The 23,059-nt window shown below is 72.5% G+C and carries 24 protein-coding genes, 3 tRNA genes and 1 CRISPR repeat array; of the genes, 6 read left to right on the forward strand and 21 right to left on the reverse strand.

The features are described 5' to 3' along the window. Window positions 1-76: 76 nt before the first annotated feature. From rpmG to O7628_RS08450, 9 genes are all read right to left on the reverse strand, one after another. The gene (rpmG, locus tag O7628_RS08410) at window positions 77-244 is read right to left on the reverse strand and encodes a 50S ribosomal protein L33 (RefSeq protein ID WP_013288652.1); all 168 of its coding nucleotides are present in this window, start codon (window positions 242-244) and stop codon (window positions 77-79) included. A 133-nt stretch (window positions 245-377) separates the two neighbouring features. Then, window positions 378-450, reverse strand: a tRNA-Met gene (locus O7628_RS08415). Between the two features lie 25 nt (window positions 451-475). Then, window positions 476-548, reverse strand: a tRNA-Thr gene (locus tag O7628_RS08420). 126 nt (window positions 549-674) lie between these two features. Further along, a complete protein-coding gene (locus O7628_RS08425) occupies window positions 675-3,215 on the reverse strand; it encodes a bifunctional diguanylate cyclase/phosphodiesterase (RefSeq protein ID WP_278129418.1) in 2,541 nt (846 codons plus the stop codon). A 121-nt stretch (window positions 3,216-3,336) separates the two neighbouring features. Then, entirely contained in the window at window positions 3,337-3,483 is a 147-nt protein-coding gene (locus O7628_RS08430; protein ID WP_158229434.1) for a hypothetical protein, read from the reverse strand. 464 nt (window positions 3,484-3,947) lie between these two features. Beyond that, on the reverse strand, window positions 3,948-4,433 hold the full coding sequence (locus O7628_RS08435) for a class I SAM-dependent methyltransferase (RefSeq protein ID WP_278129419.1): 486 nt from the start codon (window positions 4,431-4,433) through the stop codon (window positions 3,948-3,950). A 485-nt stretch (window positions 4,434-4,918) separates the two neighbouring features. Beyond that, the gene (locus O7628_RS08440; RefSeq protein WP_278129420.1) at window positions 4,919-6,109 is read right to left on the reverse strand and encodes a helix-turn-helix domain-containing protein; all 1,191 of its coding nucleotides are present in this window, start codon (window positions 6,107-6,109) and stop codon (window positions 4,919-4,921) included. After that, a complete protein-coding gene (locus O7628_RS08445) occupies window positions 6,106-6,255 on the reverse strand; it encodes a hypothetical protein (RefSeq protein ID WP_278129421.1) in 150 nt (49 codons plus the stop codon). The genes O7628_RS08440 and O7628_RS08445 overlap by 4 nt, the downstream gene beginning before the upstream one ends. After that, complete coding sequence (locus O7628_RS08450; protein WP_278129422.1) at window positions 6,246-6,494, reverse strand: hypothetical protein; 249 nt, start codon at window positions 6,492-6,494, stop codon at window positions 6,246-6,248. The genes O7628_RS08445 and O7628_RS08450 overlap by 10 nt, the downstream gene beginning before the upstream one ends. 127 nt (window positions 6,495-6,621) lie before the next feature. Here O7628_RS08450 and O7628_RS08455 point away from each other — a divergent pair, with 127 nt between their 5' ends. Then, window positions 6,622-7,413 carry a GntR family transcriptional regulator gene (locus tag O7628_RS08455; protein WP_278129423.1) on the forward strand — a complete coding sequence of 264 codons (792 nt, stop codon included), beginning with the start codon at window positions 6,622-6,624 and terminating at the stop codon, window positions 7,411-7,413. After that, a complete protein-coding gene (locus tag O7628_RS08460; protein ID WP_278129424.1) occupies window positions 7,410-7,964 on the forward strand; it encodes a GCN5 family acetyltransferase in 555 nt (184 codons plus the stop codon). The genes O7628_RS08455 and O7628_RS08460 overlap by 4 nt, the downstream gene beginning before the upstream one ends. Before the next feature lie 210 nt (window positions 7,965-8,174). On the opposite strand, the gene O7628_RS08465 is transcribed toward O7628_RS08460, so the two are convergent. From O7628_RS08465 to O7628_RS08475, 3 genes are all read right to left on the reverse strand, one after another. After that, window positions 8,175-8,693: a hypothetical protein gene (locus O7628_RS08465; RefSeq protein WP_278129425.1), complete on the reverse strand. Its 519-nt coding sequence runs from the start codon at window positions 8,691-8,693 to the stop codon at window positions 8,175-8,177. Between the two features lie 338 nt (window positions 8,694-9,031). Further along, window positions 9,032-9,268, reverse strand: a complete 237-nt coding sequence (locus O7628_RS08470; RefSeq protein ID WP_278129426.1) for a hypothetical protein — start codon at window positions 9,266-9,268, stop codon at window positions 9,032-9,034. Window positions 9,269-9,368: 100 nt separating this feature from the next. Next, a complete protein-coding gene (locus tag O7628_RS08475; protein ID WP_278129427.1) occupies window positions 9,369-9,641 on the reverse strand; it encodes a hypothetical protein in 273 nt (90 codons plus the stop codon). 323 nt (window positions 9,642-9,964) lie between these two features. Between O7628_RS08475 and O7628_RS08480 the strand changes: the two genes are divergently transcribed. After that, the gene (locus tag O7628_RS08480) at window positions 9,965-10,642 is read left to right on the forward strand and encodes a hypothetical protein (RefSeq protein WP_278129428.1); all 678 of its coding nucleotides are present in this window, start codon (window positions 9,965-9,967) and stop codon (window positions 10,640-10,642) included. Between the two features lie 395 nt (window positions 10,643-11,037). Here the strand turns inward: O7628_RS08480 and O7628_RS08485 are convergent. Continuing rightward, window positions 11,038-11,121, reverse strand: a tRNA-Tyr gene (locus O7628_RS08485). 150 nt (window positions 11,122-11,271) lie between these two features. Between O7628_RS08485 and O7628_RS08490 the strand changes: the two genes are divergently transcribed. Further along, on the forward strand, window positions 11,272-11,766 hold the full coding sequence (locus tag O7628_RS08490) for a YajQ family cyclic di-GMP-binding protein (protein WP_074472499.1): 495 nt from the start codon (window positions 11,272-11,274) through the stop codon (window positions 11,764-11,766). 121 nt (window positions 11,767-11,887) lie between these two features. After that, a CRISPR array of direct repeats spans window positions 11,888-12,465; the repeat unit is 28 nt; unit sequence GGATCACCCCCGCGTGCGCGGGGAACAG. A 363-nt stretch (window positions 12,466-12,828) separates the two neighbouring features. Further along, a complete protein-coding gene (locus tag O7628_RS08495; RefSeq protein WP_278129429.1) occupies window positions 12,829-13,164 on the forward strand; it encodes a YnfA family protein in 336 nt (111 codons plus the stop codon). Between the two features lie 33 nt (window positions 13,165-13,197). Here O7628_RS08495 and O7628_RS08500 read toward each other — a convergent pair whose 3' ends face one another. The 8 genes from O7628_RS08500 to O7628_RS08535 form a co-directional block, all read right to left on the reverse strand. Continuing rightward, window positions 13,198-14,457, reverse strand: a complete 1,260-nt coding sequence (locus O7628_RS08500; protein WP_278129430.1) for an MFS transporter — start codon at window positions 14,455-14,457, stop codon at window positions 13,198-13,200. A gap of 178 nt (window positions 14,458-14,635) precedes the next feature. Further along, on the reverse strand, window positions 14,636-15,514 hold the full coding sequence (gene htpX / locus O7628_RS08505) for a zinc metalloprotease HtpX (protein ID WP_178066456.1): 879 nt from the start codon (window positions 15,512-15,514) through the stop codon (window positions 14,636-14,638). 155 nt (window positions 15,515-15,669) lie between these two features. Then, window positions 15,670-17,163 (reverse strand): proton-conducting transporter membrane subunit, encoded by a 1,494-nt coding sequence (locus O7628_RS08510; protein WP_278129431.1) that lies wholly within the window; start codon window positions 17,161-17,163, stop codon window positions 15,670-15,672. 55 nt (window positions 17,164-17,218) lie between these two features. Then, window positions 17,219-18,724 (reverse strand): NADH-quinone oxidoreductase subunit M, encoded by a 1,506-nt coding sequence (locus tag O7628_RS08515; protein WP_278129432.1) that lies wholly within the window; start codon window positions 18,722-18,724, stop codon window positions 17,219-17,221. Window positions 18,725-18,767: 43 nt separating this feature from the next. Next, window positions 18,768-20,711 carry an NADH-quinone oxidoreductase subunit L gene (locus tag O7628_RS08520; RefSeq protein ID WP_278129433.1) on the reverse strand — a complete coding sequence of 648 codons (1,944 nt, stop codon included), beginning with the start codon at window positions 20,709-20,711 and terminating at the stop codon, window positions 18,768-18,770. Further along, entirely contained in the window at window positions 20,708-21,088 is a 381-nt protein-coding gene (nuoK, locus tag O7628_RS08525) for an NADH-quinone oxidoreductase subunit NuoK (protein WP_278129434.1), read from the reverse strand. Before nuoK ends, O7628_RS08520 begins: the two co-directional genes overlap by 4 nt. Further along, the gene (locus O7628_RS08530; RefSeq protein WP_278129435.1) at window positions 21,085-21,645 is read right to left on the reverse strand and encodes an NADH-quinone oxidoreductase subunit J; all 561 of its coding nucleotides are present in this window, start codon (window positions 21,643-21,645) and stop codon (window positions 21,085-21,087) included. Before O7628_RS08530 ends, nuoK begins: the two co-directional genes overlap by 4 nt. Continuing rightward, entirely contained in the window at window positions 21,642-22,367 is a 726-nt protein-coding gene (locus O7628_RS08535) for an NADH-quinone oxidoreductase subunit I (protein ID WP_278129436.1), read from the reverse strand. Before O7628_RS08535 ends, O7628_RS08530 begins: the two co-directional genes overlap by 4 nt. A gap of 104 nt (window positions 22,368-22,471) precedes the next feature. Here O7628_RS08535 and O7628_RS08540 point away from each other — a divergent pair, with 104 nt between their 5' ends. Further along, window positions 22,472-23,047 carry a Uma2 family endonuclease gene (locus tag O7628_RS08540; protein ID WP_278129437.1) on the forward strand — a complete coding sequence of 192 codons (576 nt, stop codon included), beginning with the start codon at window positions 22,472-22,474 and terminating at the stop codon, window positions 23,045-23,047. Window positions 23,048-23,059: the final 12 nt, after the last annotated feature.

Raw genomic sequence — 23,059 nt, forward strand, 5'->3', positions numbered from 1 at the left:
GGTCGGCCGGGTGGCCGTGTCTCGCCCCGGATCGGCGATCGGGGTGTCGTGCTGACCGGCGGGTGCCGGCGACGGGTCAGCGGGTCTCGCGGTGGACCGTGTGCTTGCCGTCCCGGGGGCAGAACTTCTTCAGCTCGATGCGGTCCGGGTCGTTGCGGCGGTTCTTGCGCGTGATGTAGTTGCGCTCCTTGCACTCCACACACGCCAAAGTGATCTTCGGCCGGACATCGGTAGCCTTCGCCACGGCGGAGTGCCTTCCTCGCTAACGGACAACAACTACAGCGCCTCAGCCTACGCGCTGGCGACGCGGACATGCAAAGTGGGCGCCTATGGCGCCCATCCCACCGACCACCGGAAGCTGGCCCGGAGGACGAGAGTAGCGGTGGCCGGACTTGAACCGGCGACACAGCGATTATGAGCCGCTTGCTCTGCCATCTGAGCTACACCGCCGTGGCGGGTCCAGCCGGACCCTTTGAGCCCCCTTACGGAATCGAACCGTAGACCTTCTCCTTACCATGGAGACGCTCTGCCGACTGAGCTAAGGGGGCCTGCGCGATCACTCGGTGGCCGCGCAGAGGTAAGAGTACACGGCCCCGCGCCGGAGGTGAAATCGGATCCCCCCACCCTTGCGCGTCGCAACGTTTCCCCAGCTCAGCACCGTGTTTGCGGCGGATTCAGGGGACGATGCGCAGCCGCCGGACGTCCGGGGTGGCGAACGCCTCGGACTCCAGCTGGGCCCCGAACCACGCCTCCAGCCGCTCGTACGGCAGCGGCCGGCTGAACAGGAAGCCCTGGCCGATCTCGCAGCCGATGTCCTGGAGCAGCTCCAGGGTCAGCTCGCTCTCCACCCCCTCGGCCACCACCGCGAGGCCGAACTGCTGGGAGAGGGTGACCACGGCGTTGACGATGGCCAGGTCGCCCGGGTCGGTGGCCATGCCCTGCACGAAGGAGCGGTCGACCTTCACCTCGTGCACGGGCAGCCGGCGCAGGTAGGCCAGCGAGGAGGAGCCGGTGCCGAAGTCGTCCACCGACAGCCGCACCCCGAGGTCGCGCAGCCGGTGCAGCGTCGGGATCGGGCGGTCGGTGCCGTCGAGCACCCCGGCCTCGCGGATCTCGAAGGTGAGCCGCTGCGGGGGCACGTCGTACTCGGCGAGCAGCTCGCGCACGCGGTCGGGGAAGTGCCGGTCGGTGAGCGTACGCGCGGAGATGTTGACCGCGACGGCGAGCGGCTGCTCGGCGTGCGCCCAGTCCCGGCTGCGCCGCAGCCCCTCCCGCAGCACCACCTCGGTGAGCCGGCCCAACTGGCCGGTGTGCTCCGCCACGGCCACGAAGTCCTCCGGGGCGACCTCGCCGTGCGCCGGGTGCTCCCAGCGGGCCAGGCACTCCACCCCGACCAGGCGGCGGTGCCGCAGCGTCACCTTCGGCTGGAAGTAGACCTCCAGCGCGCCGTCGTCGAGGGCCTTGCGCAGGTCACCGGCGAGGCCGAGGCGGCGCAGCGAGCGCGACTCCAGCGCCGGGTTGAACAGCTGGATGCTGCCCGGCATGGACTTCGCCGCGGTCGCGGCCAGGTCGACCCGTTGCAGCAGGGTCGCGGCGTCGCTGCCGTGGTCGGGGTGCACGGCCACCCCGACGGCGGTGTCGACGTCGAGCGTGAACGCGTCGAAGACCATCTCGGCGCGGATCTCCTCGCGCAGCCGGGCGGCCAGGTCCAGCGCCGCCTCGGCGTTCTCCAGCCGCAGCGTCACCAGGAACTCGTCGCCGCCGGCCCGGCCGACCAGCGCCGAGGAGGGCGCGGAGTCGCGCAGCCGGACGGCGACCTCGGCGAGCACCTGATCGCCGGCGGCGTGGCCGAGCGACTCGTTGACCTGACGCAGCCCGTCGACGTCGAACAGCAGGACGGCCACCACCTCGCCCGGGGCCCGGATCTTCACGGCCTCGTCGAGCGCCGCGCTGATCCGCCGCCGGTTGGGCAACTTGGTCAGCGTGTCGTGGTAGGCGTCGTGGCGCAGCCGGTCGACCAGCCGGGAGTTCTCCAGGGCCACCGCCGCGTGCGCGGCGACCGTCTCGAGCACCGGCACGTCCGACGGGGTGAAGTGGCCGACGTCGCTGAGCCGGTTGACCACCTCCAGCGTGCCGATGACCGCCTCGCCGGAGCGCAGCGGCACGACGATCGCGTCCTTGGTCGACTCCGCCCGGAGCATGGCCAACTGCACGCGGTCACCGCCGAGGCGCGCGCCGAGCGCGACGGTCTGCCGCTGCTGCACCACCTGTTCCCGCACCGACGCCGGGATCTTCGAGAAGTCGAGCAGACCCCGCCCGTCGATCCGGGCGGTCAGCAGCACCTCCGGGTGCCGGCCCTGGGCGGGCAGCCACAGCGTCGCGTACTCGGCCTGCATGAGGGCGCGGACCCGGCCGAGCAGCGCGTCCGGCAGCGTGCCGTCCTGGCCGCTGCGGGTCATCGCCCGGGTCAGGTCGTAGATGTCGGCAAGCGTGCGGTGCTGGCGGAGGAACTGGGCGTACGCCCGGTAGACCAGCGCCACCGTGAGCGCGAGCGCCGCGAGCAGCAGCAGCGACCAGTAGGTGGCCTTCAGCGCGAGCAGGATGATCAGGCCGACGGTCGCGTTCACCGCCGCCGCGAGCAGCGGCACGGTGGACGTCCGGACTACCTCCAGACCAGCCTGCCAGCCCTGGAGCAGGGTGATCACGCCGACCACGGCGGCGAGGGTGACCAGGGTGACGGTGCTGACCGCGGCGAAGAGGATGCCCCACGTGCCGGGGCCCACCCCCCGGATCGGGGGCAACGCCAGCAGCACCAGGCCGGCCAGGGACGTGGCCGCGGCCGACCGGGCGACGTTGAACGCGAACTTGGCCGGGCCGAGCCGCCGCCGGAACTGGGCGATCAGGGCGGCCAGGGTGGCCACCAGCACCAGGGTCAGCGGCGGGAGATAGTAGAGCGCCAGGACCAGGGGAATCTCGGTGATCGTGGCCGAGAGTGTCTGGCGCCGGACGATGAAGCTCAGCACCGGCAGGTGGGCGGCGACCAGGGCGGTGAGCAGCAGCAGGCCCAGGCCCCACTCGCCGTAGGCGTCTTTCTTGTCCTCGGTGACCAGCGCGATCAGCAGGCAGCAGATGACCGCCAGGAACGCCAGCGGCCCGGTGATCAGCCAGGCCAGGTCAGTCCCGCGTCGTCGCACGGCTGCCGCTCGGCTCGTCATCCTGCTCCCTTGTTGTCACCGAGAGTGAACTCCGCGCCGATGCCTGGCCCGTGTCTCGCCGCTGCCGCCGCCGCCCGGTGGGTGGCCGGGCGACGGCGGCGTCACACGAACTGCGAAGAACCTAGTTCCACTCGAACTCGAGGTTCACCAGGCCGCCCGAGGCTGAGGCCGGGGCACCAGCGACAGAGGCGACCGAGGCGACCCCGGAGGCGAGCGCGAACAGCATCAGGGTCATGCCGAGCAGCCGACCCAGCTTTTGAGTAGGCATCTGTGGGGCTCCTGTCACGAAACGGGCAGCACGGGGGGCGTGAAGATTCCATGATGGTGCCACACGCACTGAGGGCAACAAAGCCCTCGGTGGCCTGGCTCCGCCTGGACGGCAACAAGTCCGACCGATCGGCAGGACGCCCTGCCTGGCGGGGTGATACCCCTGCGTTCCCGCGTTCCACGCTGTCCTTCATTTGGCGAACACTCGGACCTAGCGCGCCAATCATGGAAATTCATTGAATGCATGCTCCAGCCCCCTGGCGCCACGCATCGGGAAACAGCACACCACAGACGACGAGATATCGAAAGGGACCTTCGTCCCGAACCCACGTCGACCCCTCCAGGGCGGTGCGCGGCGGGCCCGGGCGGGCCGGGCCGGGCCCGGCACGCCGGCGACCCGGGGGCATCCGGCGGCCGGGACACCGCCACCTCCCCGACATCGGGACGCTCGGACAGAACGCCTGGTCAGGCCGGAGGTCGGCGGGCCCAGAAGAGGGCGTGCCCGCTCGTCCCCTCGGGCACGAACTCCTCGGCGGCGACCAGCAGCCCGGCCTCCCGCAGCCAGGATCGGTAGGTCGACGCGTCGGCCTGGCTCCACCACATCGGGGCGGGACCGCCGAGCCAGTTCTCCCCGGTGCCGGTCCAGGCGCTGTCGCCGACGGTGGCCAGCAGCCAGCCGCCCGGGCGCAGCCAGGTGGCGATCCGCCCGATGAGGCGGGGCTGCTCGGGCAGGAAGGTCCCGGTGGGCACCAGGCGGCGGGCCCGCCCGACCTGCACGGCGCTGATGTCGACGCCCGTGACGCGGTGCCCGGCGGCCGCGAGGAAGCGGGCGGCCGGCACGCCACAGCCGCAGCCGAGGTCGAGAACCGCCGCCGCCGCATCCGGCAGGCGTCGGTGCAGACGGCAGGCGTCGGTGCAGACGGCAGGCGTCGGTGCAAAGCGGCGAGCCACGGAGCGTATTGGCCGTCCCCTGCATCGTCCGCTCGGTAGTGGCACGACAACGCGTCGTATCCGCGCTCGACCAAGGCGCGCCCGTCAGCATCGTCCATCTTCGCGAGGCCAGGTGGCGCGATGCCGCGCGCCCATTCGATTTTCCCGGAAAGTTCCCCGGAAAGGGCGGAGTCGCCGCCCATTGCCATTGCCCCGGCGGGCGGCTTCTGCCGCGCATAGGGAGCTGAGTCAGATACGACATCACTCACGACGCCCGCCCGCACTCCCCACCCCACTCGTTCCCGGCTGGCAACACCTTGGTCGTCTGCTCGTCACCGGCACGACACGCCGAACCGGATGCCGGTACCCGACAGGCGATCTTCGTGGCCGACCGTCGGGCGCTGCCGGGGTCGGTAGCACCGTCGGGCAGGGCCGCAGGTGCCGCAGGGCCGCAGGGCCGCAGGGCCGGCGGCGCGGCGGACAGCGCGGCAGGCTCGGGCAGGTGCCTACTGCCGGGTGAGGCCGACGGTGGCGGCGAGGCGGGCGACGTCGGCGGCGGTGAGTCCGGTGCGGACAATCGCGGTGAGGGCGGCGCGTGCGGCGGGGCGGGTGCGGGCCTCGGCGGGGGCGATCCGGTCGGCGTCGATCAGGGCGCGGCCGGCGGCCCGCGGGTCGCCCAGGTCGAGGTGGGCGCGGGCGATGTCGATGAGGTGGGCGGCGCGGTGCTCGGCGGGAAGCTGACGCCAGCCGTCGCCACTGGTGGCGTACCGATGGATGGTGACGGCCTGATGATGGTCGCCGAGCCGGGTGGCGACCAGTGCGCGGGCGAGGGTGACGGCGGCGGAGCCGAAGGCGATGCCGTCGCCGTCACCCTGCTGGTGGTCGTCGTGCGCGGCGGCGAGGTGCGCGGCGCGCTCGGTGAGGTCGTGGGCGGTGGCGGCGTCGCGGTAGCTTGCGGCGGCGAGGGCGGCTTCGAGCAGCAGCGTCCCGGCGAGGCCGGGGTCCGCCAGGCGGTCGTGCGCCGCCGGGTCAAGCTGGTGTACGGCACTGAGCGCGGCGGCCTGCGCCAGGCGCCCCCGATGCAGGGCGCGCAGGGCCTGGGCGAGGGAGACGGCGGCGAGCGCGGTGCGGTGCGGGTCGCCGGTGGCGGCGGTCATGGCGCGGTCGGCGGCCAGCCAGGCGAGGTGGGGCTGGCCGAGCTTGACCAGCGTCTGGGCGGTCAGCCGGTAGACGCGGACGGGCGGGTCGGCCGCCGGCTCGGCGCGGCCGGTGTGCCGGGTGGCGGCGAGCAGGTCGGGCAGGGCGCGCAGGACCTGGGCGTGGTGGCCGTTGCGGTACGCGGCCCAGGCATGCCCGGCCTGGTCGTCGAGCTGCCGCGCCGTGGGGCTGTCGGCGTCGGCCCCGGGTGGGTCGTGGCGGGCCAGCGCCGCGCGGATGCGTTCCACGGCGGCGTCGGTGTCGGTGACGCCCTCCCGGCGGGGCCTGCCGGTGAGCAGGATCGTCGGGGTGACGCCGAGGGCGGCGGCGACGGTCTCGATGACGGAGAGCCGGTCGAGGGTGCGTACGCCCCGCTCGACCTTGTCGACCCAGCTCTTCGACCTGCCGATCCGGTCGGCGAAGACCTGCTGACTCATCCCCCGCCGCGCCCGCAGCTCCGCCATCCGCCGCCCGATCGGCACCTCGTCGCGGCTGCTCATCTGTCCAGCTCCGGGGGCATGGCCAGGGTGTGCTCGCCGCAGCGGGGGCACCAGCGGGACTTGACGCGGAAGGCGAGCAACCCGAGCAGGAAGCCCGGCACCAGCCCACCAAACACGATCGACACCACCCCGGAGATCACGAGCACTCCCGCTTCCCGGTCACGTCAGAGGTGTTCGCAGGCGAGAGCGCCCGCAGATACCGCGTCACCCGGGCCGCCGCCTTCTCGGCGTGCTCCACGAGCGTGAGCAGTGGCGAGTGGGTCGGTCGGCGCAGCTCAAGGGCGTCCTCCGCCCGAGCGAGTGCGGTCAGGTGGGCGCGGGTCGATGCGAGGGCCCGGTTCACCACTTCGATGTCCCGTGCCAGCTCGCCGGCCTGATCATCCATGCCACTCCTCTGCGATCGAGCCGTAGCCGTAAGTAAGGTTGGATTCATACCAACCATTACAGGCGGGCAGGAGGCAGTCAAGGCATGCGGATAGATTGGTTGGTACGACATCAGGAGGGACGGCGACGTGGGCCAGCCGAAGTACCGCCAGATCGCCAGCGAGCTTCGGGGCCAGATCGTGTCCGGAACACTGCGCGAAGGCGACCGGCTCCCGACCGAGCCCCAGCTCCAGGACCAGTACGGCGTCTCGCGCAACACCGTCCGCGACGCCACTGCCCTGCTGGTGAACGAGGGCCTGGTGCAGAGGGTGCCCGGACGCGGCGGCGGCATGATCGTCCGAAGGAAGGTCACTCTGACGTTCCACGCCCACCGCGCCGAGATGCCCGCCCAGCCGACGGCCGAGACGGACGCGTGGCGTTCGGAGGTCGTGGCCCAGGGCTACGAGGCGTCGCAGGAGTTCACCCTGACGATCCGGTCCCTGTCGCCCGAACTCGCCGAACGCCTCCACGTCGAACCCGACTCGGTCGCGGTGCTGCGCCGATGCGTCCGGTATGTCAACGACCAGCCGTCCTCGTTACAGGACACCTACTACCCAATGGACCTCGCCGAGGAGATCCGCGAGCTGCTGTCGCCGAAGGACATCCCGCAGGGAACCACCAGGCTTCTGGCCGAACGGGGTCACCAGCAGACGGCCTACTACGACGAGTACGTCTCCCGGATGCCCACGCCCGAGGAGGCGAACCTGCTCGGCTTGCAGCCCGGCACGACGATCCTGCTGCACATCCGCACCGGCTACACCGAGCAGCGCCCAGTGCGGGTGTCCTTCAACGTCTTCGCCGGCGACCGCAACCAGATCGTCACCACCCACGGAGACGTCAGCGTCATCGCCAGGTTCCGCCCCGAGGAATCCCCCGAGTGATCATCACTCCGGCCCGGCTCCAGGACGTCGACGTCATCATGCAGTGGCGGCGCGAGCGGGTGGCGTGGCTCGCCGCCCGGGGCGAGGAACAGTGGTCCATCCCGCTGCCCCGGTCCGCCGTGGCCGCGACGGTATCCGCCGGACAGACGTGGCTGGTCTGGGACGGCGACGACCCGATCGCCACCATCACCCTGACCGCATACGTGGACGTGGACGGCCTGTGGAAGCCGGACCGGGACCCCGAGGCGCTGTGGTACCCGGAGGACGACCCGGCCGACGCGTTGTACGCGGCGAAGATGATGATCCCGCTGGCCCACTCCGGTGCTGGCCTCGGCGGCGAGCTGCTGGACTGGGCCGGCGGACGGGCCTACGACGCGGGGCTGACCTGGCTACGGTTGGACGCCTGGACCACCAACCACGGGCTCCACGACTACTATCGTCGGCAGGGTTTCCGACACGTCCGGACCATCGAGTCCCGCGTCTCCGGCGCGTGCTTCCAACGGCCGTCCCAGCCCTACCTCAACGGGCACCTCAAGACCGAAATGGCATGACCAACCAAAAAGCACCGGTTGCTTTCACTGCCGAGAACTGAGGTCGAATTCTCTCGCCAATCTGACGGAGGCTACTCAGACCAGGGCCGGGTGACGAGAGCCCCTCTCGGGACGCCCGTCACCCGACCCCGCCGGAGCGGAATTACAGGTGCGTCAGACTAAGGACCTAGGAGCCGGCAGAGCGGTGCCGACTGAAAGCCAGTGCAGAGACTATCCGGCCACGTTCAGCAGGAACTTCTCGTGGCCGCCACCATTAGCGTTGAACTGACAGTTGACGATCCCGCCGCCAGAATTGGTGGAGGCCGTCACCCCGGAGCCGACCAAGCGCAGATACACGTTCGGAAAGGCCGTCGCCGACTCGAAGGAGAACGAGCCGTCCGCCTGCGCGCGAAGCTTGAACTTCTCGTAGGGCTCCACGCCGAACTGGCAGTTTACCGTCCCACCACCGGGCCCGGAGGTGATGGGCGGCAGCTCGGCACCGTCCATTCGGAGATACACGTTCGGAGAGACCACCGACTCGAAGGAGTACGAACCGTCCGAATTCGCGTGGAGCCTGAACTTCTCCAGGGGTCCTGCGCCGAACTGACAGTTGACCGTCCCACCGCCGGACCCGGTGAAGGTGGTCACCCCGGCCCCGTCCATGCGCAGATAGACGTTCGGAAAGAACGTCGACAGGATCGTGATTGGCTTGCTTCCGAGCGCCGCGAAATCCGCTACCGACAACGGCATTGACTATCTCCTCTCACAGGGATTACTCACGATAATCGAACGACTACGGAGAGGTAAGAGGGAGGCTTCGCGCTGCTTGAACGTAACGACGATCGTGGACGGATACAGCAGAAGCCGAAATCAACCCATATGGCGGCACCACCCAATCTCGCGGTGAGAATTCCACCTGCTGGAAGGTGCGGCAAAGCCGCGCGATTATCAGAGTCACCGACGACCCAGCCGAGGTGGGGGGTCAATCTTTGGCGGGGCGGCCGGGCACGCCGGCGATCGCGGCCGAACGAATTCGGGCTTTCGAGGCGACCGGACGGGCTCGTAGTCGCGAGCCAGCGAGGAACAGCTCAATCGTCCGTTGGCGTCGGCCAGACATCGCGCGAGTCGTTGAAGGGCTGGCCCTGCGGCGCGTCGACCGTCAGCGACCTCATTCGGCGAGGCAGGGAGACAGCCCAGTGAGCCAGGGAGACAACCACACGGGGCACCGACCACCGCAGCCAGTTCGCCAGATGCCACACGGCGAAGACCGCCACCAAGCCCAGCACCATCAGCACCAGACACAGGAACGCCAGCTTGAAGATCACTTACGCATTCTCGCTCAGCAGGGTCAGGCAGGCCATCGCCCAAAGCCGCGACGAATCATGCGCAGCCCGTGGGTGCGGCACAGCTCGTGCATCGAGGGTCTCAGCCTTCCGGAGGCATCGGCCAGACATCGCGGGCATCGTTGAAGAACTCGCCGGACGTCGAGCTGACCCGGCCTCCCGACTGGCGCACAGGGCCCCCTGCCCGCGCTCGGATGCGTCCGTTTCCTGGGCCGGGTCGCTCAGGAAGAGCACCCTTCGGTCGACGAACCGCCGCCCATGCCAGCCATCCCGCCACCGCGACGACAGAGAGGATGATCAACAACGGAAGCCACAGGTGAATGATCACGGCAGCCAGAGCGACAAAGACGTTCATGGCAGCATGATGCGCCGGCCACACACCGGAGGGAAGCGAGGCGCGATCTTGGAAGCCATACCACCCGTGAACAGCCGCTTCGTGTCGATCATGAGCCCCGGACGCCCGAAGTTCCCGTCATGCTCCCGCAGCGGAACACCTCATCCGAGCGCGTTACCGATCCGGTCGTTCACCCCGTCCTCTCCCCCGTCGATGCCGTTTGAATAGACCCGCAGGAGCACGGCCACGCTGTGGCCCAGGCGGCGAGCGACCTCCGGCGGGGATGGTGGATGGCCAATCGAGGGTTTCGGGGTCGATACTGGCCCTGGAAGCGTGCGGCCAACGTGCCATACCTGGTGGAAGGGGCGGTGGCGGCTGAGGTGACGGCGGGGAAGCATGAGCGGCAGCTTGTGGGTCCTGTGTTGGGGCTGGAGATGGCGCAGATCGCGGCCCTGATTGGCCAGGGCGGGCGGTCAGATCGGCCGACGCTGGTCGGCGTGGAAGGGTTCGGCGGTGCCGGCAAGACCGTCTTCGCTCGGCGGCTTGGTCAGTCGCTGGGCAGTTCCCATCTGGTGCACCTGGACGATTTCCTGATCCACGGCGTGGTCAGCAACGAGGACAAGACCGACTTCGACCGCGGGGAACTCGCGCGTCGGGTGCTTGAGCCGGCCCGGCGTGGTGAGCTCACGGCGTATCGGACTCTGACCGACAGCGACGGCGGGCCGGGTAGGTGGGTGAAGGTGCCGGCGGTCCGGTATCTCATCGTGGAGGGCGTGTCCGCCTACCACCCCGAGCTGCGGCAGTACTACCACCACCGGATCTGGGTCGATGCGCCGATGGAGATCGCTCGGGAGAGGGCCAGGCAGCGGGACATCCGGCGAGGTATCTACGACCGGGATCTGTGGGACGCCTGGGAACGCTCGGAGATCAGCTACAAGGCCAAGTACGTCCCGCACCTGACGTGCGACATCGTTTACGACAACGCTGGCGAGGCCGCCGACATCCGATGCGGAGACGAGTGAGTAGCCCCTGCACAGCGCTGCTGGTGCGTGGACGCGGCGTCGCCTGACGATGTGGACGGTTCACCGACTGCCCGGGGCGGACGGATCACTGTGGTCGACATCACCATCGGCCCAGACGACTCAGTGACGTACAACGGCATTGGCACGGTGGTGATCACCAGAGCGGCCGGCCGAGTGGAGACGTACAGGGCTAGCGAGATCCGGATCATCGGGCGGTAACGCCGGTCTGGGCAAGCTCACCTGAACCCACGAATGGGGCGACCCGGAGCCAAGATCAGCGTTCCCGTGATGTTCCCGTGGAGGCTTATAGACGGCTGGACTAAGCCGGACTCGGCCAGATCAACGAGAACGGCCCCCGATCAGCATTCCTGCTGTTCAGGGGCCGTGACTGCACCTGGTGGCGGGTAGAGGATTCGAACCTCTGTAGCTTTCGCGACGGATTTACAGTCCGCTCCCATTGGCCGCTCGGGCAACCCGCCAGGGCGTCGCCGCCGCGCCGTGGCGTGGCAGCGGAGCCAAGGATAGCGGTTGCTCCCGGGGCGAGCGCAACCGGGTACCGTCAGGGGGTCGTGCCGCTGGTTGGCGGCGCGTACGTGCACTGACCACCGCCGGACAGCAGGAGCATCAGCATGGCAGCGAACCCGTCGTTCGACATCGTGAGCAAGGTCGACCGGCAGGAGGTCGACAACGCCCTCCGCCAGGCGGAGAAGGAGCTCGCGTCGCGGTTCGACTTCCGGGGCACCGGCGCGGAGATCTCCTGGACGGGCGACGAGGCGATCAGGCTCCAGGCGGAGACCGAGGAGCGGGTCCTGGCCGCCCTGGACGTCTTCAAGGAGAAGCTGGTCAAGCGGAACGTCTCGCTGAAGGCCCTGGACGCGGGCGACCCGCGCGCCTCGGGCAAGGTCTTCAGGATCGAGGCCAAGGTGGTCCAGGGCATCGACTCGGACAAGGCCAAGGCGATCAGCAAGAAGATCCGCGACGAGGGCCCGAAGGGCATCCAGGCCCAGATCCAGGGCGACCAGCTCCGGGTCACCGGCAAGAAGAAGGACGAACTCCAGGCCGTCATCGCCCTGCTCAAGAGCGAGGACTTCGGCATCGCGCTCCAGTTCACCAACTACCGCTAAGGGCCCGGTCAGGCTCCTAGTTGGGCAGCGAGCCGCACCGTGTGAGCTGGGCGAACCTAGGCGGCTTTGGTCGTCGTTGGTCGCCCTTCTCCGGCCTTTGACGGCCTGGCTCCGCTACCGGGCGGGAGCACCCACGTGCGCGGGGAACAGTTCCCTCGCCCTGCTGTACGAACTCCCGTACAGGGATCACCCCCGCGTGCGCGGGGAACAGCACGCCACTCCCAACCCTGAACGCGCTTACCCAGGATCACCCCCGCGTGCACGGGGAACAGTCCCTGACCCCGCCATCACCCGGCACTACCTCGGGATCACCCCCGCGTGCGCGGGGAACAGGTGCCCGGCCTCGTGCAGGGGTACGGGTCGATCGGATCACCCCCGCGTGCGCGGGGAACAGGTGAAGCCGCACCTGGTGGTGGTGGAGGGACCGGGATCACCCCCGCGTGCGCGGGGAACAGTCGAGCACCGCGTGGGTGCCCGTCGACACCGTGGGATCACCCCCGCGTGCGCGGGGAACAGGCGCAGACGCCGACGACGCGGTAGACCAAGCGGGGATCACCCCCGCGTGCGCGGGGAACAGACATCGTGTTCACCGGTACCGGATTCGTGCTAGGGATCACCCCCGCGTGCGCGGGGAACAGGCCGTCGAGAGAGCGCAGGCGCGCGGGATCCAGGGATCACCCCCGCGTGCGCGGGGAACAGACTTCCTGACCTGGGCCGCTAAAGATCAACAACGCCGATTTCATTCACTTGCCCGACCAAGATCTCTCCGCCCGTGCCGCCCGCTTACTGGTGACAAGGTACCGCTGACTCGCCGCGCGCACCGCGCACCGCGCACCGTGCCCCCCGCCATCCCGTCCACCGCCGGCCCCCACGACCGGGGAGGAGGCCGAGGCGACAAGGTGGAGCGCCCTACAGGACGAACGACCTTGTCGGCCCTGGCCCGCTCGGCTCTGCCTGAGTAGGCGGTGCACCGGATCGCACACCCACCCCTACCCCCACGACCGTCCGGCAACTCCACACCAACTACCGCTGCCGAGGGATCACAGGGCTACGGTCTGACGCATGACGGTCGCCCGCTCGGTCCTGCTGTTCCTGCTCGCCGCCCTCGCCGAGATCGGCGGGGCCTGGCTGGTGTGGCAGGGCTGGCGGGAGCACCGGGGGCTGCTCTGGATCGCGGGCGGCGTGGTCGCGCTGGGGCTCTACGGCTTCGTCGCCACGTTCCAGCCCGACGCGAACTTCGGCCGCATCCTCGCCGCGTACGGCGGGGTGTTCGTCGCCGGGTCGCTCGCGTGGGGCATGGTCGTCGACAGGTTCCGGCCCGACCGTTACGACGTCGTCGGCGCGGCCATCTGCCTGGTCGGGGTCGCCGTCATCATGTACGCGCCACGCAACGGCTGACCACAGCCCCCACGCACCGGGCGAGCAGAACGCTCAGGCGGCGAGGGTCTGTTCGACGCGTACCGCCGTGGCCTCCGCGCGGGCGATGGGGCCGGCGGGCAGCGCGGCGACGGCGGCCCCGACGGCGACGGCCGACCCGGCGAAGACAAACGCCCACGGCACGCCGCCCGCGTGGTCGATGATCAGCCCGGCCACCGCGCCGCCGGCGGCGCTGGACGCGACCATGATGGTCACCGCCCAGGTGTACGCCTCGTTCAGCATGCCGGCCGGGGCGATCCGCCCGACGAGGGTGTTCTCCAGGGTGAGCGCGGGTGCGATGGCGGCCCCGCCGACGACCAGCGCGATGCCGAGGGCGAGCGGGCCGGGCATCACCGCGTACACGGCGAAGGTGGCGGCGACGGCGGCGAGCAGCCAGGCGAACTGGCGGGTCATGTTGGCCGCGGGCTTGCGGACGCCGAACCAGAAGCCGGCGGCGGCGCTGCCGAGGCCCCAGACGGCGAGCAGGACGCCGGCCAGGCTCTCCGGGTCGTCGGTGGGCTGGTTGCCGGCGAACGCCGGGACGATGACTCCGGCGGCCCCGAACGCGATGCCGAGGCCGGCGATGCAGAGCAGCAGGGCGGGGAAGCCGCCGACGCGCAGCGGGCCGAGCCCCCGGGCGTGGTTCTCCTTCGGGTGGGGTCGCCAGCCGCGCATGACCCGGCCGAGCGCCACGGCGACGGTGCCGACGAGGGTGACCACGGCCGCGCCGACCAGGGCGGCTGCCGCGTCGGCGATGAGGACGAAGGCGGCCACGAGCAGCGGGCCGAGCACGAAGACGACTTCGAGGAGCGCGGTCTCCGCGCCGAGGGCGGTGTTGCGCAGGTGGTACCGGCCGGTGGCGGGGCTGGTGAGGTCGTTCCAGGCGCCGCGCAGCGCGGCGGTCAGCGGCGGATACGTGGCACCGGCCACCCCGGCGGCGAGGTAGATCAGGGCGATGCTGGCCCCGTCGGCGCGGCTGGCCCAGAGCAGCCCGCCGAGGGCGAGGGGGTGGGCGACGGCGGTGGCCAGCAGCACGGGGGTGGGGCCGACCCGGTCGGCGACGCGGCCGGCGACGGGGCTGAGCGCGGCACCGGCGAGGGCGTAGATGCCACCGGCGACGGCGGCGAGCGAGTAGCGCCCGGTGACCTGTTGCACGACGAGCAGCAGCGCCAGCGGCGTCATGCCGATCCCGAGCCGGCCGATGACGCCGAGGACGAGCAGCATCGGCGCGCCGGGGATCCGCCATACGCCGAGGTACTGGCGCAGTGCGGCCACGGGAACCTCCAGGGGGTGCAACGAGAAAGGTGCAACGAGAGCTTGTAACGAGCCGGAAACGTTCCGACCCTAACGCCGCAGCCCGGCAGCCGTGAACTGGTTATGGTGCGCGTCTCGCCGCGTACCAGACGAAACGCCCGCGCCCGGTCGGACCGGGCGCGGGCGGGATCGGGACGGGTCAGCGCTGGAACTGCACGGGGCCGGCGCTGGCGGCCATCCGCTCCAGCCGGGCCACCCGCTCCTCCATCCGGGGGTGGGTGGAGAAGAGCGCGGCGATGCCGCCGCCCCGCTTGAACGGGTTGTCGATCATCAGGTGGGCGGTGCTGGTGAGCTGCCCCTGGGCCGGCAGCGGCCGGGCCTGGGTGCCCAGGTGGATCTTCCGCAGGGCGCTGGCCAGGGCCAGCGGGTCCCGGGTGAGCCGGGCCCCCGACTCGTCGGCCTGGAACTCGCGGCTGCGGCTGATCGCGAGCTGGATCACGGTGGCCGCGAGCGGGCCGAGGATCAGGGTGAGCAGCAGCACGACCGGGTTGGGGGCGTCCTCGTCGTCACCACCGCCGAGCGGGATGAACCAGGCGATGTTGGCCAGCATGGTGATGATGCCGGCGAGGCCGGCGGCGACGCTGGAGATGAGGATGTCCCGGTTGTAGACGTGCGACAGCTCGTGCCCGATCACGCCCCGCAGCTCCCGGTAGTCGAGGATCTCGGTGATCCCCTGCGTCACGCAGACCGCCGCGTTGGCCGGGTTGCGGCCCGTGGCGAACGCGTTGGGCTGGGAGGTGGGGCTGACGTAGAGGCGGGGCATCGGCTGGCGCGCCTCGGTGGCCAGCTCGCGGACCATCCGGTACAGCTCGGGGAACTGTGCCTCGCTGACCGGTTGCGCCCGCATCGAGCGCAGGGCGAGCTTGTCGGAGTAGAAGTAGGTCACGCCGTTCATCACCAACGAGACGACGACGGCGAGGACGAGCCCGCCGCTGCCACCGAACCAGTAGCCGACCGCGAGGATCAGCGAGGTCAGCAGGCCGAGCAGCGCTGCGGTCTTCAGACGGTTGTGATGCACGATCGCTCCTTCGGTGCGCGGACCGCGCGGGATCCGCTGACCGGTACAACACCTCGGTACCCGCCAACCATCCGTCTCAACGCTGTGAGTTGCCTGGGATCGACCTGCGGAAACACTGAGGTGGGGCGGTGGCCCGGCGACCGCTCAGGGGCCGCTCAGCGGGCGGTGAGGTCCAGCACGAGCTGCGGGGCGACGCCGACGGCCAGGGCGACCAGGGTGGCCACGGCGAGGGTGCCGAGCACCGCCCAGGCCGGCCGGGCGCCGGCGGTGCCCCCAGCCTCGGCGGCCGGATCGGCCTCGGCGGGCGGGGCGTAGAGGGTGGCGGCGAGGCGGAGGTAGTAGGCCAGGCCGATCACCGCGTTGACCGCCACCACCAGCGCCAGCCAGCCCGCGCCGCCGTCCAGCAGCGCCCGGACCACGGTCACCTTGGCGAACAGGCCGGCCAGCCCCGGCGGGAGCCCGGCCAGCCCGACCAGGGCCAGCGCGAACGCCCCGGCCACCCAGGGCCGCCGCCGGGCCGCGCCGCGCAGATCGGCGAGGCTGCCGCCGTCGGCGCCGGCCGGGCGCAGGGCCACCAGCGCCGCGAAGGCGGCCAGCTCCAGGACCACGAAGAACACGGCGTACGCCACGGCGGCGGCGTACGCGGCGGCGCGGGCGTCGGCGGTGCGCCCGGCGGCCAGTGCGAGTGCACCCAGCGGAGCGAGGATGTAGCCGGCCTGGGCCACCGACGACCAGGCGAGCAGCCGCACGGTGCGGCGCTGACGCAGCGCCACCAGGTTGCCCACGGTCATGGTGAGCACGGCGAGCCCGGCCAGCACCGGGCCGGTCACCTCGGCGGGCAGCGCCCGCTGCACCACCGCGAGCAGGGCCACCACCCCGCCCAGCTTCGACGCGGTCGACAGGTAGGCGGCCACGGGCAGCGGCGCGCCGTCGTAGGTGGCCGGGGCCCAGGCGTGGAACGGCACGGCGGCCACCTTGAACGCCAGCCCGAGCAGCAGCAGCGCCACCGCCGCCGTGGTCAGCGGCACGTCCAGCAGGTCGGGCCGCCCGGCGAGCAGCGCGCCGACCCGGTCGAGGTGCAGGCCGCCGGTGACCGCGAAGAGCAGGGCCGCGCCGAGCAGCGTGACGGTGGTGGCGACCACGCTCACCACGAAGAACGTGACCGCCGCCTCGGCGGAGGCGAGGCTGCCCCGGCGCAGGCCGACGAGCACGTACAGCGGGAGTGTCAGCGTCTCCAGCGCCACGACCAGGGTGATCAGGTCGCCGGCCGCGCCGAGCACCACGCCGCCGGTCATCGAGCAGGCCAGCAGGAAGCAGTATTCGCCGACGGGCGACCGACCGGCGCGCAGCGCCGGGCCGGACAGGGCCAGCACCCCGAGGGTGAGCAGCGCGAACAGGGCCCCGACGAGGGCGGCCCGGCCACCGAAGACGTACGAGCAGTCGGCGGCGACGCAGAAGGTGGACCGCTGCCCGCCCGCGCCGACGACCGCGCTGCCCAGCGCGGTGGCGACCGCCCCGGCGGCGGCCACGGCGACCGTCGCGGCGGCGCGGGCCACCAGCAGGTCGGCCAGCAGCACCAGGACGGCGGTGCCGGCGGCCAGGTAGGCCGGGAGCAGCGCCACGTTGTCGACGCTCTGCACCAGACTCACCGGCGCCCACTTTCGTTCGCGACTGCGGGGCTCCGCTGCGCTGCACTCCTCGCGCTCACCGGAGCACCCCCACGAGGGCCGCCACTGGGTCGGCGGCGACGCCGAGGACCAGCGTGGGGGCGAGGCCGACGGCGAGGGCGAGCAGCACCAGCGGGGCCCAGGCCGTCCACTCGGCGGCGGCGAGGCCCGGGCCGATCCGGCCGACCGCCGGGCTGGCCGGGCCGTGGGTGACCCGGCGCAGCAGCCGCAGCAGGTACGCGGCGGTCAGCGCCCCGCCGACGGCGGCGAGCACGCCGAGGGTGGTCCACAGCGGGCCGCCCCGCCCGACAGCGGCGACCACGGCGAACGCCTCGCCCCAGAAGCCGGCGAGGCCGGGCAGCCCCAGCGAGGCGACGGCGGCGAAGCCGAGCAGGCCGGCGAGGCGGGGCGCGGTCTCCCGCAGCCCGGACAGCTCGGCCAGGGCCCCGGAGTGCGCGCGGTCCTTGATCGCTCCGGCGAGGAAGAACAGCAGGCCGGTGATCACCCCGTGCGCGACGTTGCCGATCAGCGCGGCCTGGAGGCCGGTGGCGGTGAGCGTGGCCACCCCCAGCAGCACGAACCCCATGTGGCCGACGCTGGAGTAGGCGATGAGCCGCTTCAGCTCGCTCTGCGCGAGGCAGACCAGCGAGCCGACGATGATGGCGGCGACGGCGAGCACCCCGAGCACCGGGGCCGCCCAGCGGGCCCCCTCCGGGGCCACCCCGACGGCGACGCGGATCAGCCCGTACGTGCCCATCTTGAGCAGCACCCCGGCGAGGATCACGCTGCCGACGGTGGGCGCCTGGGTGTGCGCGTCGGGCAGCCAGGAGTGCAGCGGCCACAGCGGGCTCTTCACCGCGAACGCGAGCCCGAGCAGGGTGAACGCGGCGAGCTGGGTGCCCCGCGACAGCCCCGTGCCGCCGGTGAGCGCGAGGAGGTCGGCGGTGCCGGCGGCGGCCACCACGACGTAGACGCCGACGAGCAGCAGCACCGAGCCGAGCAGCGTGTAGAGGGCGAACTTGGCCGCCGCCCGCCGCCGGTCGGCCCCGCCCCAGCCAGCGATGATCGCGTACATCGGCAGGAGGACGACCTCGAAGAACACGAAGAACAGGACCAGGTCGAGGGCGAGGAAGGTGCCGAGGATGCCGACCTCGACGACCAGCAGCAGCGCGACGAGGGCCCGGCCGCTGCCGCCGCCGTCGGGCACCTTCCACAGGGTGTACGCGCAGCAGAGCAGCGTGAGCAGCGCGGTCAGCACGACCAGCGGGTAGGAGATGCCGTCCACGCCCAGGTGGAAGCGCAGGTCGAGGGCGGGCACCCAGGGCAGGTCGAGCCGGTGCCAGGGGCGCACCGCCGGGGCGGCCCCGTAGGCCGTCCAGCTCCGGTCGCCGGTGGCCAGGGGCAGGGTGGCCAGCAGGGTCAGCCCGGCCGCCACCGTGCCGACGACGCGGGCCGCCCGGTCGCCGGGCAGCAGCGCGACCACTGCCGCGCCGACGGCCGGGACGGCCAGCGCCGCGACGAGCAGGACCTGTCCGAGGCTCATCCGGCTCCCCCGATCGCCCGCACGCGGGCTCCCCGGTCCACGGTCACGCCGCACCCCCGATCAGCACGGCGGCCAGGCCGATCAGCAGCGCCCCGGCGAGCACCCCGGCCGCCGCCCGGGGCAGCGCGGCCCGGTGCAGCCCGGCCAGCGCCCCGCCGAGGCCGGTCGCGCCCCGGCCGGTGCCCTCCACCGCGCCGTCGACCACCCGCTCGTCGGCGGCGCGGGCGAACCGGGCGAGGGCCGTCACCGGGCGTACGACGAGGGCGTGCTGCACGTCGTCGAGCCGGAAGCCCGCCGCGAACACCGGCCCCAGCGGGCCGAGGGCGCGGGCCGGGTCGGCGGCGGTGTCCCGCCGCCAGCCGGCCCAGGCGAGGACGGCCCCGGCGACCAGCAGCGCCAGCGGCAGCAGCAGCGCCGGGCCGACGTGGGTCCACTCCCCCTCGGCCGCGCCGAGCCGGCCGGTGAACGCCGGCCAGAACGCGGCGAGCCCGAGCAGCGCGGCCGGCACCGCGAGCAGCAGCAGCGGCACCCGCAGCACGGCCGGCGGGTCGTGCGGGTGCAGCGAGATCGGCCGGTCGTGCTGCGGCAGCGGCGGGCGGGCCGCGCCGAGGAACGCGCGCAGCAGCAGCCGGGTGGCGTACCAGGCGGTGACGGCGACGCCGGCCAGCCCGGCGAGCCACACCAGCCAGCCCACCCAGGCGGGGGCCGGGCCGGCGGAGTCGAGCGCGGCGGCCTGGGCGGCGGCGAGCACGCCGTCCTTGCTCCAGAAGCCGGCCAGCGGGGGGACGCCGGCCAGCGCGCCGAGGCCCACCGCCGTGCACCAGAACGTCACCGGCATCGTCGAGCGCAGGCCGCCCATGCGGGACAGCAGCGGGGTGCCGAGGGTGTGGATCACCGCGCCGGCGGCCAGGAACAGCAGCGCCTTGAACGCGGCGTGGGTGAGCAGGTGGAACAGCGCAGCAGCCGGGGCACCCACGGCGAGCGCGCCCGTCATGTAGCCGAGCTGGGAGACCGTCGACCAGGCCAGCACCCGCTTCAGGTCGTCCTGGGCGGTCGCGGCGAGCGCGCCGAGCAGCAGGGTCACCGAGGCCAGCACCCCGAGCACCGCCAGCGCCACCGGGGCCCGCTCGAACAGCGGGAAGAGGCGGGTGACCGCGTAGACCCCGGCCGCGACCATGGTGGCGGCGTGGATCAACGCGGAGACCGGGGTCGGGCCGGCCATCGCGTCGGGCAGCCAGGTGTGCAGCGGGAACTGCGCGCTCTTGCCGGCCACCCCGGCGAGCAGCAGCAGGCAGGCGGCGGTGAGCGTGCCGGCGGAGTGGTCGTGGGCGAGCACGTCGGCGATGCGGAAGCTGCCCGCCGAGACGCCGAGCAGGGCGATGCCGAGCAGGAAGCCGACGTCACCCACGCGGGTGACCAGGAACGCCTTCATCGCGGCGGCCGGCGCGCCGGGCAGCCGGCGGTCGTGGGCGATGAGCAGGTAGGAGCAGAGGCCCATCACCTCCCAGCCGACCAGCAGCATGACCAGGTCACCGGCGACGACCACCAGCAGCATCGCGGCGGTGAAGAGGCTGATCTGCGCCGCGTACGGCGGGTAGCGGTGGTCGACGTCGACGCCCGCGTCGTCGTGCGGGCCCGCCCGCAGGTAGCCGACCGAGTAGACCTGCACGGCCAGCGCCACCGCCGCCACCGCGACGGCGACCAGGGCCGCCGCGCCGTCGAGCCGGACACCGAGGGTGACCCGCAGGCCGCCCAGGTCGACCCAGGTGGTCGACGTCTCCACGGGCGCGCCGACCCGGGCCAGCAGCGCGACCGCGACCAGCAGCGCGCCGGCCGCGCCCGCCACGCCGAGCCCGACGGCGGCCCGGCGGGCCGGGTCCGCCCCGGCCCGCGCGCCCCCGCCGCGCGACACGGGCGGCAGCAGCAACCCCACCAGACCCGCCACCAGGGGTACGGCCGGCAGCAGCGCGCCGAGCAGCCCGGTCACCGGGTCACCTCGCCGGTGGTCGTGGCCCGCCCCGCGTGTTCGGCCGGGGACCCGGCCGGCGGCTCGGCCGGCGGCTCCGTCAGCGGCACCTCGTCGACGGCGACGCTGGCCCGCAGCCGGTAGAGCTGGAGCACGATGGCCAGCCCCACGCCGATCTCGGCGGCGGCCAGCACGATCACGAACAGCGCGAACACCTGCCCCGCGTGCGGCAGCGCCGCCCGGACCGTCGCGTCGGCGGTGACCAGGATCAGGTTGACGGCGTTGAGCATCAGCTCCACCGCCATCAGCACGAGCACCGCGTTGCGGCGGCGCAGCACGCCGTAGGTGCCGAGGCCGAACAGGAGCGCGGCGGTGACGTACGGGACGACGGGCCTCACGGGCGGCCTCCCGCGCGGTCCTGGTTGCCCGCCCCTGCGGGGGCCCGGCCGTCGGCCGGGCGGCGGCCGACGTCGGGGCGGGACAGCACGACCGCGCCCACCAGGGCGGACAGCAGCAGCACCGACAGCACCTCGAACGGCAGCACCCAGGTGCGGAACACCTGCTCGCCGAGCCGCTCGGCGGTGCCCGGCGCGGGCAGGTCCACCCGGGTCCAGCGGTAGGCGTCGACCAGCAGGGCGGCCAGCCCGAGGCCGACGCCGCCACCGATCAGGGCCGCCGGCCAGCCCGGCCGGTCCAGGTCGTCGGACGCGCCGATCGGGGCGCGGGTCAGCATCACCGCGAACAGCAGCAGCACCACCACGGCGCCCACGTAGATCAGCACCTGCACCCAGGCCACCAGCTCGGCGGCGAGCACCAGGTAGACGCCGGCCAGCGCGCCCAGGCAGACCACCAGGTAGAGGCCGGCGCGGACCAGGTGGCGGGTCGTCACCACCAGCGCCCCCGCGCCGACCGCCACCGCGCCGAGGGCCAGCAGCAGCGCGTCCGCACCGGTCACGGGGCGGCACCCGGGTCGGTGGGGGTGCCGTCCGCCGGGGCGGCGGGACCGTCCTTCGGGGCGGTGCCCGGGTGGGCGGCGGGGCCCTCCGTCGCGGCGGGGCCGGGGGCCGGGGCGGCCGGGGCGGAGGCCGGGCGGGCGGCGGGGCCGGGCTCGGGGCGTACCCGGGCGGGGGTCGGCCGGGCGGAGGACCCGGCCGGGGCGGCGGCCTTGCGCGCGGCGGTGGCCTCCTCCTTCGCCGGCTCGCCGTTGCGGTCGTGCGCGGGCGGCGGCGGGACGGTGGCCATCCACTCGCCGAGGTGGTCCTTGTCGTGCAGCAGGTCCTTGATGTCGTACTCGGCGTACTCGAACTCGGGCGACCAGTAGAGCGCGTCGAAGGGGCAGACCTCGACGCAGATGCCGCAGTACATGCAGAGCGAGAAGTCGATGTCGAACCGGTCGAGCACGTTGCGCTGCCGGGGGCGGGCGGCGCCGGGCACCGCCACCTCCTCCTTGTGCGAGTCGATGTAGATGCACCAGTCGGGGCACTCGCGGGCGCAGAGCATGCAGACGGTGCAGTTCTCGGCCAGCAGCGCGATCACGCCCCGCGACCGGGGCGGCAGCTCGGGGGCGACGTCCGGATATTGCTGGGTGGTCGAGCGGCGGGTCATCGTGCGCAGCGTGACCGCCAGCCCCTTCGCCAGCCCCTCGCCGGGCACGCCCCGCTCGTTCGTCTCGCCCATGCCGCCCATCCTGCCCTGTGCCCCCGGCGCGCGCGACCACCACCCGGCCCTTCGCGCGGTACGGTGACGGCGGGGAGAACGACACGCCGGGAAGGACCTGTCCCATGACCGCCGCGTTGCAGAGCGACTTCCCGCCCGAGGGCGGGTGGACGACCGACGACCTCGACGGGATGCCCGAGGACGGTCGCCGCCGCGAACTGCTCGACGGAGTGTTGCTCTTGTCCCCCTCCCCCACCCGCATCCACCAGACCATCGCCATGCGGCTCGGCGTCGCGCTCGAAGAAGAGTGCCCCGACGAGTACGACGTGACCCAGGGCGTCGAGGTGCGGATCAACCGGACCCGCTGCTTCATCCCGGACGTGCTGGTCACCACGGCGGAGGCCGCCCGGCGCTCGCCGTCGCGGTACGCGCCGCACGAGGTGGTGCTGGCCGTCGAGGTCGTCTCCCCGAGCACCCGCTCGATCGACCGGGTGCTCAAGCCGGCCCTCTACGCGCAGGCCGGCATCCCGTTCTACTGGCGGATCGAGACCGGCGACGGCGAGTTGGTCGTCCACACCCACCGGATCGACCCAGTCGACGAGGTCTACACGGAGACCGGCCGCTGGACGAAGTTCGTCGACACCGGCGAGCCGTTCCCGGTGAACCTGTCGATCGCCCGGATCACGCCCCGGCACCTGTGAGCGGTCCCGCCC

Origin of the sequence: Micromonospora sp. WMMD956, from assembly GCF_029626125.1 — a bacterium.
GTDB classification, from domain to species: Bacteria; Actinomycetota; Actinomycetes; order Mycobacteriales; family Micromonosporaceae; genus Micromonospora; species Micromonospora carbonacea.

Bases quoted from the DNA above. Each gene is read 5' to 3' on its own strand.
- O7628_RS08425 (WP_278129418.1), bottom strand. From the start codon at position 3,215: ATGACGAGCCGAGCGGCAGCCGTGCGACGACGCGGGACTGACCTGGCC.
- O7628_RS08430 (WP_158229434.1), bottom strand. From the start codon at position 3,483: ATGCCTACTCAAAAGCTGGGTCGGCTGCTCGGCATGACCCTGATGCTG.
- O7628_RS08440 (WP_278129420.1), bottom strand. From the start codon at position 6,109: ATGAGCAGCCGCGACGAGGTGCCGATCGGGCGGCGGATGGCGGAGCTG.
- O7628_RS08450 (WP_278129422.1), bottom strand. From the start codon at position 6,494: ATGGATGATCAGGCCGGCGAGCTGGCACGGGACATCGAAGTGGTGAAC.
- O7628_RS08465 (WP_278129425.1), bottom strand. From the start codon at position 8,693: ATGCCGTTGTCGGTAGCGGATTTCGCGGCGCTCGGAAGCAAGCCAATC.
- O7628_RS08475 (WP_278129427.1), bottom strand. From the start codon at position 9,641: ATGAACGTCTTTGTCGCTCTGGCTGCCGTGATCATTCACCTGTGGCTT.
- O7628_RS08490 (WP_074472499.1), top strand. From the start codon at position 11,272: ATGGCAGCGAACCCGTCGTTCGACATCGTGAGCAAGGTCGACCGGCAG.
- O7628_RS08495 (WP_278129429.1), top strand. From the start codon at position 12,829: ATGACGGTCGCCCGCTCGGTCCTGCTGTTCCTGCTCGCCGCCCTCGCC.
- O7628_RS08515 (WP_278129432.1), bottom strand. From the start codon at position 18,724: ATGAGCCTCGGACAGGTCCTGCTCGTCGCGGCGCTGGCCGTCCCGGCC.
- O7628_RS08535 (WP_278129436.1), bottom strand. From the start codon at position 22,367: ATGGGCGAGACGAACGAGCGGGGCGTGCCCGGCGAGGGGCTGGCGAAG.
- O7628_RS08540 (WP_278129437.1), top strand. From the start codon at position 22,472: ATGACCGCCGCGTTGCAGAGCGACTTCCCGCCCGAGGGCGGGTGGACG.